The 11,553-nt window shown below is 66.2% G+C and carries 11 protein-coding genes and 1 pseudogene; 10 read left to right on the plus strand and 2 right to left on the minus strand.

Features of this window, described 5'->3' with window-relative positions; translation table 11 throughout:
- The first annotated feature begins 149 nt into the window (after positions 1 to 149).
- The 6 genes from ABZX79_RS23345 (at position 150) to ABZX79_RS23370 (ending at position 4,996) form a co-directional block, all read left to right on the plus strand.
- Entirely contained in the window at positions 150 to 350 is a 201-nt protein-coding gene (locus tag ABZX79_RS23345) for a cold-shock protein (protein ID WP_355260866.1), read from the plus strand.
- A 251-nt stretch (positions 351 to 601) separates the two neighbouring features.
- The gene (locus ABZX79_RS23350) at positions 602 to 1,075 is read left to right on the plus strand and encodes a carboxymuconolactone decarboxylase family protein (protein ID WP_355260869.1); all 474 of its coding nucleotides are present in this window, start codon (positions 602 to 604) and stop codon (positions 1,073 to 1,075) included.
- A 512-nt stretch (positions 1,076 to 1,587) separates the two neighbouring features.
- Entirely contained in the window at positions 1,588 to 2,232 is a 645-nt protein-coding gene (locus ABZX79_RS23355; protein WP_355260872.1) for a class I SAM-dependent methyltransferase, read from the plus strand.
- Between the two features lie 609 nt (positions 2,233 to 2,841).
- Complete coding sequence (locus ABZX79_RS23360) at positions 2,842 to 3,429, plus strand: DUF642 domain-containing protein (RefSeq protein WP_355260875.1); 588 nt, start codon at positions 2,842 to 2,844, stop codon at positions 3,427 to 3,429.
- A gap of 320 nt (positions 3,430 to 3,749) precedes the next feature.
- The gene (locus tag ABZX79_RS23365; protein WP_355260878.1) at positions 3,750 to 4,061 is read left to right on the plus strand and encodes a hypothetical protein; all 312 of its coding nucleotides are present in this window, start codon (positions 3,750 to 3,752) and stop codon (positions 4,059 to 4,061) included.
- Positions 4,062 to 4,252: 191 nt separating this feature from the next.
- Positions 4,253 to 4,996 carry a class I SAM-dependent methyltransferase gene (locus ABZX79_RS23370; RefSeq protein WP_355260881.1) on the plus strand — a complete coding sequence of 248 codons (744 nt, stop codon included), beginning with the start codon at positions 4,253 to 4,255 and terminating at the stop codon, positions 4,994 to 4,996.
- 176 nt (positions 4,997 to 5,172) lie between these two features.
- On the opposite strand, the pseudogene ABZX79_RS23375 reads toward ABZX79_RS23370, so the two are convergent.
- Positions 5,173 to 5,736 (minus strand): annotated as a pseudogene (locus tag ABZX79_RS23375) (glycosyl hydrolase); the annotation flags it as partial.
- A gap of 199 nt (positions 5,737 to 5,935) precedes the next feature.
- On the opposite strand from ABZX79_RS23375, the gene ABZX79_RS23380 reads away from it, so the two are divergent.
- On the plus strand, positions 5,936 to 7,249 hold the full coding sequence (locus tag ABZX79_RS23380) for an endo-1,4-beta-xylanase (RefSeq protein WP_355261013.1): 1,314 nt from the start codon (positions 5,936 to 5,938) through the stop codon (positions 7,247 to 7,249).
- Positions 7,250 to 7,293: 44 nt separating this feature from the next.
- Here the strand turns inward: ABZX79_RS23380 and ABZX79_RS23385 are convergent, their stop codons facing one another.
- Positions 7,294 to 8,361 carry a LacI family DNA-binding transcriptional regulator gene (locus ABZX79_RS23385; RefSeq protein ID WP_355260884.1) on the minus strand — a complete coding sequence of 356 codons (1,068 nt, stop codon included), beginning with the start codon at positions 8,359 to 8,361 and terminating at the stop codon, positions 7,294 to 7,296.
- Between the two features lie 139 nt (positions 8,362 to 8,500).
- Between ABZX79_RS23385 and ABZX79_RS23390 the strand changes: the two genes are divergently transcribed.
- Genes ABZX79_RS23390 through ABZX79_RS23400 form a run of 3 tightly spaced genes read left to right on the plus strand, consistent with a single transcriptional unit; the run spans position 8,501 to position 11,552 of the window.
- A complete protein-coding gene (locus ABZX79_RS23390) occupies positions 8,501 to 9,811 on the plus strand; it encodes an extracellular solute-binding protein (protein WP_355260887.1) in 1,311 nt (436 codons plus the stop codon).
- A 20-nt stretch (positions 9,812 to 9,831) separates the two neighbouring features.
- A complete protein-coding gene (locus ABZX79_RS23395; protein ID WP_355260890.1) occupies positions 9,832 to 10,722 on the plus strand; it encodes a sugar ABC transporter permease in 891 nt (296 codons plus the stop codon).
- A gap of 11 nt (positions 10,723 to 10,733) precedes the next feature.
- Positions 10,734 to 11,552 carry a carbohydrate ABC transporter permease gene (locus ABZX79_RS23400; protein WP_355260893.1) on the plus strand — a complete coding sequence of 273 codons (819 nt, stop codon included), beginning with the start codon at positions 10,734 to 10,736 and terminating at the stop codon, positions 11,550 to 11,552.
- Position 11,553: the final 1 nt, after the last annotated feature.

Raw genomic sequence — 11,553 nt, forward strand, 5'->3', positions numbered from 1 at the left:
TTATGCACCCGGTCGCTCGCACCATGATACTGTTGAAATTCGTTTCGGTGGTGCAACCCGAATACTTCAAGCGCGTTCGTCGGCATTCTGTCCCGGTGGACGCCTTTTTCTTCTGGTAACGATCGCCGCTGCTCAAGAGGAGGTACGGCATGGCCACTGGCACCGTGAAGTGGTTCAACGCAGCCAAGGGCTTCGGCTTCATCGAGCAGCCGGACGGCGCTGAAGTATTCGCCCACTTCTCGCACATCGCTGATCGGAGCCTTTTCTCACTGCTCGAAGGGCAGAAGGTGCACTTCGATGTCATGCAGGCTCCAAGCGGCCTGTACGCGGAGAACATCGTCTCCGCCTGAGGGCGCTGCCCCACCACATTCGGCCGCGCGGGCGTGCGCGGCGGCCGGCGCAACGCTGGGCCGCGGCAGCCGGACAGCGAAGGGGCGCCTGGGGTCAGGGGCGAAGTCTCGGCAGCGGACCTGAACGTTGGCGTGGGGGTCCCTGCTGCGGCGCGAGAGGGGAGACGCAGGTCACATTCTGTTCGTGTCACAGGTTGTGGGAGCTGTTCCGTCCAAGAGGTGTAGCCCCAACCACGACACAGGAGTGCACCATGGAAGCTCGGTTGAACCTCATGGCCAGCCCGGTCGCAGCCAAGTTCGGGAAGCACATCGTCGCTGCGGGCCAGGTGCTCGCGGACTCGACGCTGCCGGCCGCGACGCGGGAACTGGTGCTGCTCCGCGCCAGTCAGATCAATGGCTGCGGGTTCTGCGTCGACATGCACAGCAAGGACGCCGCTCACGCCGGGGAGACCTCGACGCGCCTCAACCTGGTCGCGGCCTGGCGGGAGGCCACGGTCTTCACCGATGCGGAGCGCGCCGCCCTGGAGCTGGCGGAGCAGGGCACTCGCATCGCCGACGCGGCCGGTGGCGTTACCGACGAGGCGTGGGCGGATGCCGCCAAGCACTACGACGAGGAGCAGCTCGCTGCCCTGGTGTGCACGATTGCCCTCATCAACGCCTTCAATCGCGGAAACGTCATCGTCCAGCAGCCCGCAGGCAACTACCAGGTAGGCCAGTTCCACTGACGGGACGGTCGTAGCCGCCGGTGTCGTCCGGCAGCAGCAGACACCCCGGGCGCGGCTTCGCGGAGGTCGCGTACCGGGGTGCCAGGGCGGGGAGGCGTAGGAGGTCCAGCCGCGCCACCGTCGCGGCAGCCGCTCGGAGCAACCCCTTCGCGACCCCAACACTCCCGGGCCAGGCTGTTCACAGGAACAGGCGGTGGCTGCGCGTTCTTCGGGACGTGACATGCTCCACCGTCCGACGACCTTGGGATCGGCTTGCCACCAGGGCCTGTGCACCCAGCCGACCGTCCCGCCGCACCCGATCCAGCCCGAGCCAACCCGCCAGGACCCGGCAGGGCAGCCTGGCGCGGCTCGCACCTGTGCAACGGCGAACCTCCCCTCCGCTCCTGAACCGGAACAGCGGCGATTCCGCGCTCGGCTGACCGGCCTCGCCGAACTGTGCTGTCCCATCTCGAAGGATCTGGTCCCGGTCTGCTGTGCACGACATCCTGATCACGGGACTAGTGTGGCGAGGCATGGATACGGACAGCTGGTTGGCAGACGCCCGGACCTCGTACGACACGGTAGCGGTCAGTTATGCCGACCAAATAGGCGAGGCTCTGGCCGGGGAACCGTACCTTCGAGCGGCTCTGGCGTTGTTCGCCGACTTGGTGCATGCCGCCGGCGGCGGTCCGGTGGCGGACGTGGGCTGCGGGCCTGGACACGTCACCGCTCACCTGCATGAGTTGGGTGTGGACGCTTTCGGGATCGATCTTTCACCCGTGATGATCGACGTGGCTCGGCGTGACCACCCCGACATGCGGTTCGAGCTGGGCTCGATGACGGACCTCGACGTCGCCGATGCTTCGGTCGTCGGCCTGCTCGCCTTTTGGTCGTTGATTCACGTCCCCGACGATGCCATCCCCACGGTCTTCGGCCACTTCCACCGGGTGTTGCGTCCCGGCGGACCATTGCTGCTCGGCTTTCACGTTGGCGACGAGTCGAGGCTGAAGACGCAGGGCTACGGCGGCCACCCCATGAACGTCTACGTCCACCGCCGCCAGCCTGACCAAGTGGCGGCCTGGCTACGTGATGCCGGGTTCACGGTCGAGGCCCAACTGCTGCTCGACCTCGACGAGAGCGTTCCAGGGGCGGTTCTTTTCGCGCGCCGTCAGTCCTAGACAGCTCCACACTCGGCGATGCTCCGCGTTGTCCGCCTCCTCGCCCGGCAACCTGGACGGGGCGAGGTTCTGAGGCGTGGACGCAGCTCGGGACGACCCGTACGGCGGTTACGCCTGTCGTCGGACCGGGAGGGTGACCTGCGGGGGCGTATCCCCCTTCCAGTTCCGGGCTTCTTCATGGTCCGCTCGGCCGGCCCTTGGGTCCTGCGACCGGTGTGACGCCGGGGATCCGCAACCCCGCACAAGCTGGCGGAACAGGAGTGGGAACTGCGCCGGTCAGGAACGAGAAGCCCGCAGTGGGGGAGCGCTGGACGCCGTGCGCAGTGAAGAGGTGAACTACAGGGCGTAGTGCGTGCACCTGACCTTCCGCTCTGGGGGTTCGGCTCGAAGCCGCGACTCCGGGGGCACGCTTGTCACTCGTATCAGATCATGAACGGATTATTCCTTTACATCACTCACACGAGTGCGTCTTCGTGTCACGCGTCAGGCCTGGGGCATGCACCAGGCGGAAGTGCCGCCTGCAATTGCCTGGTTCAGGACGCGGTCGGCATATTTCGAGGCCGCTGTTGACACAAGTGAAAGTGAGTGACCGCCATGAGGGTTAACCGTTTGATCCGCTCCGCACTCGGGTTCGCGCTGTCCCTGCCCCTCCTCATCACTGCCGCCATTCCTGCTCAGGCAGACACACGGCTGCGCGTGGAGAACCCGAACTTCAACACGGTCGCCGTCGAGCAGGACGGCACCTCCTACCGCTACCTGCCCGTCGGCAGCCGTGATTTGCCCGGCTGGTCGATCACCCATGGCGACGTGGACGTCTTCGGCCGCGGCTTCGCCAAAGCTCCGACAGGCACCCAGGCTCTCAGCCTCAACGGCACTACCTCGGGAACGGTGATTCAAAGCCTGGAAACCACACCCGGATCGACGGTGACCGTCAGGTGGCTCCAATCACCCGACACATGGTCCGGATGCCCCAGCAACAACAGCCAGGTCTACAGTGCCGGTGTGACAGAAGGCCCCAACGGCCCCACCACCGAACTGTTCAATCCAGGCAGGCCGACCACAGCCGGACACTGGACGCGTGCAGCATTCACGTTCAAGGCGCGTGACTACCTGACAACTCTGGAGTTCGCTTCCCAAAATGGCGGCGGCGGCTGTGGACCCCTGATCACGAACGTCGTGGCCCACGAGAATCCGTGACCGACCCGACGATCTGAGACACACGCAGAAGGGGGCGGCCCGCCAAAATCCGGCGGGCCGCCCCTTCTGCAGATGGCGAGGTGTCGCCGGAATAATCCGCTGCGGTGGGGCAGGATATGGGGATGAGTTTTGGTCCTCGGGCTGGTTCGGCCGGGCGTCAGGTGCTGTTCGCGCTGACCGGCTCGGACCTGAGAGATGTCGAGTGGGAGGGGCTTCTCGCTCTGGGCGGCGGAGGAGTTCTCACTCCGGCTCGACACCTGTCAGGCACGTGCCGCATTGCAGGAGCCGGGGCGCCTGGCAATAGAACAAGGGGAGTTTGCATGACCACCTTCGTCATCTCCATCCCAGGCACGTTCCTGTACGAAGTGAGCGAGGCCGAACGGGGCGCTGTCGTAGAGCACTTGCGTCCCGCCGATCCGCAGCACACGGCATTGGGCCGATCGGAAGACCTGGACATCCTCACCGTCAATGACAACGGCACGTTCAGCATCCGCCTGGAGGTAGAAGCTGACGACAGCCACAGCGCGGAACAGCAAGCGAAGCAGGCGGTCGCGGCCGCACTGCGCCAGGCCGGCATCAGCGAGGACCAGGCTCCGCTCGGCCCGACAGCGGTGACCGGCATCGACAACTAGGCCGTGTCCATCCGCTCGAACTCGCCGGCCCCCCTGTGCGGGATCCCGGGACGATGTCCATATTTTTGTGGTTTCCGCTAAGCCTGACGGCCTGCCAGGTTGGGAGAGACTGCCAGCCAGAGGCAGCGGCCCGTCCCGATCGCGGGCGGCCGGGCCGATGACATGGTGAAACACACGGGGAGGACGACGCTATGAGTGCGCAGCAGCAGTACGACGAGATCGGTGAGGCGTACGAGGGGTTCAAGGCCCTGCCCCTGGAGCAGTACGCGGTGGTGCCAGGTTTTCTGGCCCTGGTCGGGGACGTGAGCGGCAAGTCGGTCCTCGACCTGGCCTCCGGCACCGGCTTCTACAGCCGGGAGTTCAAGCGTCGCGGCGCCACGGACGTGCTCGGAATCGACATCTCCGGCGAGATGGTCGCCGTGGCGCAGAAGCTGGAGGAGCACGACCCGCTGGGCGTGCGCTACGAGGTCGGCGACGTGTCCGCGCTGCGCACCTTCGAGCAGCCCTTCGACGTGGGCCTGGCGGTCCAGCTGCTCAACTACGCACCGGACATCGCCACCACTGAGCTGATGTGCCGCAACATCCACCAGAGCCTGAAGCCCGGTGCCGAGCTGTTCCTGCTCAACCAGTCGCCCGACTTCCGCTTCGACGGGCCGTCCCCGGCCAAGTACGGCTTCCGCAGCGAGCTCACCGGCGAGGAGGTCGAGACCGGACCGCAGGTCCGGACCACGGCGCTGCTCGACCCGCCCGTCTCGTTCGTCGCCAACCGTCCGCGCCGCGAGGTCTACGAGGACTGCCTGAAGGCTGCCGGATTCAGTGAGCTGACCTGGGTCCCGGTGGAGGTGTCCGAGGCCGGCGTACGCGAGTTCGGCGCGGACCACTGGGCGGACCTCTACGCCAACCCGCCGCTGGAAATGCTGCGCTGCCGCGCCTGACGACCCACCGGACATACCGGCGACCCGGCCTCCGATATGCCCGCACCGGGGCCGGGTTGCCGGCTCCGAGGACGAGCATGGCCGCGGATCCTGCGGCCAGGGCGTGGGCCAGGCGTCTCGGCATCATGGGAACTTCTTTGTGCCGATGTGTGGGGTTGTGCGGGAATGTGCTGCCTGGGGCCGAAGTAACGCGGGGCCCAGGTGCCGAGCGCCGGGTTCTCGTCGTTGAGACGCCGATGCCGTAACTGACGTCGTACGTACCGAAAATGGTGCCGCGGGGGTCGAGGTCTCCCAGCGGCCCGCCACACCGCCGGTGTCCAGCTTGCCTTCAGAGACCAGGCGGTCGATCAGCGGGCTGCGCCCGAGGGTGCCGATGAGGACCAACTCCCGGCCGAAGTCCTGGCGTTCTCGCTTCCTCGCCTTCCTCAGCGCGGGCCGTACCCCGGTGACGCGCTCGATGTCGTCGCACAGGTCCGAGGCGACCCGGACCACGCCCGGATGGTCGGCGGTGTCCACCACGGCACCAGCGCGAACGCGCCCTTGCGGGGCGTGAACGAGATGTACGCGCCGAAGTCCGTGACCCGGGGAGCCCCGCCTCGCACGGCGGGTCCGGCCACTGTGACCGCCTCGGCCCGGCTCTCAATTCCCGGAATTCCTCCGCAAGTTGTCAGCGCGAGTGCACTCGCTCCCACGCCGAGCACGGCTCGCCGGCGCGGATCGATCGGGATGTTACCGGTCATTTCCGCTCCTCCACGCGGTTCTGTCGCGCGAGTGATGGCTGCGAGCCAGATCCTGGGTGATACTCGTCGCCGAAACAATGGAGTGACATGACCGAAACAGTTTCGGTCCAACCATGTGGAGGTCGACGTGATCAGAAGTTCGTCCGACATCGGTGGGGTGCGTGCGCGTCTACGCGGTCACGCACGAAATGCCCTGGTCCTGGGCGCTGCGACCGTGCTTGCAGGCACCGGCGTCGTCGCTCTGGCCGGTACCGCGAACGCCGCCTCCACTCTCGGCGGCGCGGCCGCCGAGAAGGGCCGCTACTTCGGAACCGCGGTCGCGGCCAACCACCTCGGGGAGGCGGCGTACGCCTCCACGCTCAACACCGAGTTCAACTCGGTGACGCCCGAGAACGAGATGAAGTGGGACGCCCTCGAAAGCACCCGCAACTCGTTCACCTTCGGCTCCGCCGACCAGATCGTCAGTCATGCCCAGGGCCGGGGGATGAAGGTCCGCGGCCACACCCTGGTGTGGCACTCCCAGCTCCCCGGCTGGGTCGGTAGCCTCGGGGCGACCGACCTGCGATCTGCGATGAACAACCACATCACCAAGGTGATGCAGCACTACCAGGGCAAGATCCACTCCTGGGACGTGGTCAACGAGGCGTTCCAGGACGGAAGCAGTGGTGCCCGGCGCAGTTCCCCGTTCCAGGACAAGCTCGGCAACGGCTTCATCGAGGAGGCGTTCCGCACCGCCCGCGCCGCCGACTCCGGCGCCAAGCTCTGCTACAACGACTACAACACCGACGCCGTGAACGCGAAGAGCAACGCGGTGTACAACATGGTGAAGGACTTCAAGCAGCGCGGTGTGCCGATCGACTGCGTGGGCTTCCAGTCGCACTTCAACAGCGCCTCCCCGGTTCCCGGCGACTTCCAGCAGAATCTGCAGCGCTTCGCCGACCTCGGCGTGGACGTGCAGATCACCGAGCTGGACATCGAAGGCTCCGGCAGCACCCAGGCCGCCGACTACAGCAAGGTCGTACGGGCGTGCCTGGCCGTCACCCGCTGCACGGGCATCACGGTCTGGGGCGTCACCGACAAGTACTCCTGGCGCAGCAGCGGTACGCCGTTGCTCTTCGACGGCAACTACAACAAGAAGCCGGCTTACGACGCGGTGCTCTCCGCGCTCGGCGGCACCAGCGGTGGTGGCGGTGGCACCGGCGCCAGGTGCAGCGTGTCCTACGCCAAGACGGACACGTGGAGCGACCGCTACAACGGCAGGGTGACGGTCACCGCGGGCAGTTCGGCGATCAGCAGCTGGAGCGTCAACGTCACGCTGACCTCCCCGCAGAAGGTCTCGTCGACCTGGAACGGCTCGCCCACCTGGGACAGCACCGGCAACGTCATGACGATGAAGCCGAACGGCAACGGAAACCTGTCGGCCGGGGCATCAACAAGCTTCGGCTTCACGGTCATGACCAACGGCAGCTCGGCTGCCCCCGCCATAGGCTCCTGTACGGCAACGGCCTCCTGACCGCCCCCTGAGGCGCGTGCGGCAGGTCGGCCCCGTCTCCCCCCTCAACGGCTGGTCTGCCGCACAGCCTCTTCCGTATCCGTGCCCTCCTGCGGCGCCGCCGTGCTCTTCCTGACCACCAGGCTCGTCCCGAGCTCCAGCCTGGTCGCGGAAGTTTCACCCGCCCTCAGCCGCAGCAGCATCTGCGCCGCCTCTTCGGCCATCTGCCGGAGCGGCTGATGCACCGTCGTGAGCGCCGGGCTTGACCATTTCGCGACCGGTACGTCGTCGTACCCGACCACCGAAAGATCGTGCGGCACGCGCAGCCCGTTGACCCGTGCCGCCTCCAGGACGCCGAGCGCCTGCAGGTCGCTGCCCGCGAAGATGGCGGTCGGCCGCCGTGGCAGGCTCAGCATCTCCATCGCCCGCTCGTACCCGCCCTCGACATGGAAGTCGCCGTACTGAATGAGTGCCGGGTCGGTCTCCAGGCCGGCCATGCTCATCGCCGACCGGTAGCCGTCGAGGCGGGCCAGGGAGCACAGCATGTCCTCGGGGCCGGTGATGATGCCGATCCGCCGGTGTCCCAGCTCGACGAGATGGCGCGTCGCCGCCAGCCCGCCGTTCCAGTTCGCCGACCCCACGGACGGCACGTCCGGGTCCGGGTCGCCGGCCGGGTCGATGATGACGAAGGGGATGGAACGGGCCCTGAGCTGCTCTTTGACTGTCTGCGGAAGGGCCGAGAAGACCAGCACCACACCGATCGGCCGACGCTGCAGAACCCCTTCGATCCAGTCGGGACTCGGTGAGTGGCGGGTGCCGCTCTCGGTCAGGATCACGCCGGCCTGGTTGGCCTTGGCGACGTTCTCCACCCCACGGATCAGCTCCATCGCCCAGATGCTTTCCAGCTCGTGGAAGACGATTTCGATGAGCGGCGCCTCCCTGCTCGACCGCGTCGTCCGCCGGTAGGCGTGGGTCTCCAGGAGGCGCTCCACCTTGATCCGGGTGGGTGCGGCCACATCCTGGCGGCCGTTGAGGACCTTCGAAACTGTCGAAATGGATACGCCCGCCTGCTGGGCCACCTGTGCCAGGGTGATTCGACCTGTCTCCTCGTCATCGCGCATGGTGAGGAGCATAAGGCACGTTCAACTGCCGTGACAGCGTAACGCTTTGATAACTCGGGGTACGAGGGTTGACCGCTCTGGCGGGGTGAACCTAGCGTCCCGACTCGTGAAGTTTCGGTAATAGTACCGAAACGTTTCGAGAGGTGAGGCGATGAAGCAACGCGCGCGGTTTTTGCGGACCGCTGCCGTCGGCAGCGTGGCACTGACCATGGTGCTCTCTCTGTCCGCGTGCGGCCAAGGCTCCGGTGACTCGGCCGGCGGAGGGTCCGATGAGATCCACGTCCTCGTCTACGGGGACGCGACGAACAAGGTGGAGGAGCGGCTCGTCGAGAGCTTCAACAAGACGTCCAAGGTGAAGGTCGCACTCGACACGATCCCCGGCGCCGACTACCAGGCCAAGCTGCAGACCATCATCAACAGCAAGCAGGCCCCCGACGTCTTCTTCAACTGGGGCGGCGGAAGCATCAAGCCGTACGTCGACGCAGGCCTGCTGATGCCCCTGGACGACTTCATCGCCAAAGATCCCGGCCTGAAGTCCAACTTCCTGCCGTCCGTCTTCAACACGGCCGTGGTCGACGGCAAGCCGTACGGCATACCCATGCGCGGCACCCAGCCGGTCATGCTGTTCAACAACCAGAAGGTCCTCAAGGAAGCCGGCATCTCCGCGCCGAAGACCTGGGACGACCTGCTCGCCGCTGTGAAGACCGTCAAGGCCAAGGGCAAAACCCCGATCGCGCTCGGCGGCGGCGACAAGTGGCCGACGCAGATGTGGTTCCAGTACGCATACGACCGCGTGGCCGGACCCGAGCATTTCCAGAAGGTCCTGGACGGTGACAAGAGTGCCTGGGAGAGCGCGGAGAGCAAGAAGGCGCTCGGCATGCTCAAGGAGCTGATCGACGCCGGCGCGTTCGGCACCAACTACGACTCCGTGAAGTTCACCGACGGCGGCTCGCCGGCCCTGGTGGCCACCGGGAAGGCCGCATTCGAGCTGATGGGCTCCTGGGAGTACGCGACCCTCCAGGACGCGTACCCGGACTTCGTCAAGAAGGACCTCGGCTACGGCACTTTCCCGACCGTCGAAGGCGGCAAGGGCGACCCGGACAACCTCGCCGGCAACACGAACAACTTCTACTCGGTGCTGAAGAACACCGAGCACCCGGAAGCCGTGGCGGACTTCTTGAAGCTCATGTACTCGGACGAGTTCGTCAAGGCACAGCTCGAGGTCGGCAACCTGCCCACGACGTCCAACACCCCTGAATTCCTGGACGACTCCGCCAACCCGGACTACTCGAAGTTCCAGTACGACCTGGTCAAGGAGGCCCCCGCGTTCCAGCTCTCGTGGGACCAGGCATTCCCGCCCGCGGCGACCACCACCCTCCACACCGCCATCCAGCAGTTCTTCAACGGACAGATCGACGCGGACGGCTTCATCGAGGCCATGCAGGCTCTGCCGGTCGCCTGACCCTCTGGGATCACCTGAAAATGCCCAATGCCTCCGGCACAGGGGTGGGCCGCCCGGGATTCGCCTGGGCGGCGCCCGCCGCTGTGTTCTTCACACTGTTCGCCATACTCCCGCTCCTCATGGTCTTCGTGCTGGCCTTCACCACCTGGAACGGTCTCGGCTCCCCGCAGTTCGCCGGACTCGACAACTGGAAGAAGCTGCTCGACGACCCCGTCATGCTCAACAGCCTCTGGCTGAGCCTCCTCCTCACCGTGCTCGGTGTCGTCGTCCAGACACCGATCAGCATGCTGCTCGGCGTCTGGGCCGCGGGCCACCAGCGCAACCGGGCGGTCCTGTCCGCCATCTACTTCGTCCCGCTGCTGCTCTCCATCACCGCCGTATCCGTGCTGTGGCGCGCCGTGCTCGACCCCAACTTCGGCGTGCCGTCGCAGGCCAAGTGGCTGTTCGGCGACGGCAATCTGCTCGGCGTGCAGAGCGGCGCCATCGGCGTCCTCGTGTTCGTCAGCACCTGGCAGTTCACCCCGCTGCACACACTCCTCTACCAGGGCGCGGCACGCGCGATCCCGCAGGTCCTCTACCAGGCGGCCCAGATCGACGGCGCGGGCACGGTCCGCCAGTTCTTCCACATCACCCTGCCGCAGCTGCGCAACAGCATCATCACCTCGGTGATCCTCATGGTGGTGGGCGGCCTCACGACCTTCGACACCGTGCTGATCCTCACCCAGGGCGGCCCCGGCACCGACACCACCATCAGCGCCTACTACATGTACCAAAAGGCGTTCAAGAGCTTCGACTTCGGAACAGGTTCCGCCATCGCCCTCCTGCTCGTCCTCGTCGCCTCGGTCGTCTCACTGGTCATGGTCCGGCTGTCGGGCTACGACAAGATGCGCAGCACCATGGAGGGCGTGTGATGAGGTGTGCGATGAAGAGCCGTCCCAACTACCTCGCGGGATTCGGCTCGCTCGTCTGGCTCTTCCTGGTCGGCCTGCCGCTGTACGTCATGCTGATCGCCACGTTCCAGACCCGCGCCGACTACGCGGCGAACGGCCCGCTCGCCTTTCCCGAGCACTTCACCCTCGACAACTACATCAACGACCTGAACAGTGGCTTCGGGCAGTACTTCCTCAACACCGTGATCGTCACCGTGTCCGTGGTCGGCATCGTCGTGCTCCTGGTGCCGCCCCTGGCGTACGCCATCGTCAGAAGCCGGAGCCGACCCACCACCACGGTCTTCCGGCTGTTCCTGCTCGGCCTCGCGGTGCCCTCGCAGGCCGTGATCGTCCCCATGTTCTACGTGATCAGCAAGGCCGGTCTGTACGACAACCTCATCGCCGTCATCCTGCCGACCGCCGCCTTCGCCATGCCGGTGTGCGCGCTGATCCTCACCGGGGTGATGCGCGACATCACTCCGGAGCTGTACGAAGCGATGACCGTGGACGGCGCCTCGCCGCGCCGGATCTTCTTCCAGCTGGTGGTCCCGCTCTCCAAGAGCGGCTTGTCGACGATCGTCGTGTTCTCCGCCCTCCAGGCGTGGAACGGCTTCCTCTTCCCGCTGGTTCTGACGCAGTCCGCCGAGACCAAGGTGCTCACCATGGGGCTGTACGAGTTCCAGACGGAACACGGCGTCGACATCCCCGGCCTGCTCGCCGCCGTCGTGCTGTCCATGCTCCCCATCCTGCTTGTCTACCTGTTCGCCCGTCGCGCCCTGGTCCAGGGCCTGATGGGAGTCGGAGGAAAGTGAC

This window comes from Streptomyces sp. NPDC002994, assembly GCF_040611155.1.
In the GTDB taxonomy this organism is placed as follows: Bacteria; Actinomycetota; Actinomycetes; order Streptomycetales; family Streptomycetaceae; genus Streptomyces.

Bases quoted from the DNA above. Each gene is read 5' to 3' on its own strand.
- ABZX79_RS23390 (WP_355260887.1), top strand. From the start codon at position 8,501: ATGAAGCAACGCGCGCGGTTTTTGCGGACCGCTGCCGTCGGCAGCGTG.
- ABZX79_RS23350 (WP_355260869.1), top strand. From the start codon at position 602: ATGGAAGCTCGGTTGAACCTCATGGCCAGCCCGGTCGCAGCCAAGTTC.
- ABZX79_RS23355 (WP_355260872.1), top strand. From the start codon at position 1,588: ATGGATACGGACAGCTGGTTGGCAGACGCCCGGACCTCGTACGACACG.
- ABZX79_RS23385 (WP_355260884.1), bottom strand. From the start codon at position 8,361: ATGCTCCTCACCATGCGCGATGACGAGGAGACAGGTCGAATCACCCTG.
- ABZX79_RS23400 (WP_355260893.1), top strand. From the start codon at position 10,734: ATGAAGAGCCGTCCCAACTACCTCGCGGGATTCGGCTCGCTCGTCTGG.
- ABZX79_RS23395 (WP_355260890.1), top strand. From the start codon at position 9,832: ATGCCCAATGCCTCCGGCACAGGGGTGGGCCGCCCGGGATTCGCCTGG.
- ABZX79_RS23345 (WP_355260866.1), top strand. From the start codon at position 150: ATGGCCACTGGCACCGTGAAGTGGTTCAACGCAGCCAAGGGCTTCGGC.
- ABZX79_RS23370 (WP_355260881.1), top strand. From the start codon at position 4,253: ATGAGTGCGCAGCAGCAGTACGACGAGATCGGTGAGGCGTACGAGGGG.
- ABZX79_RS23365 (WP_355260878.1), top strand. From the start codon at position 3,750: ATGACCACCTTCGTCATCTCCATCCCAGGCACGTTCCTGTACGAAGTG.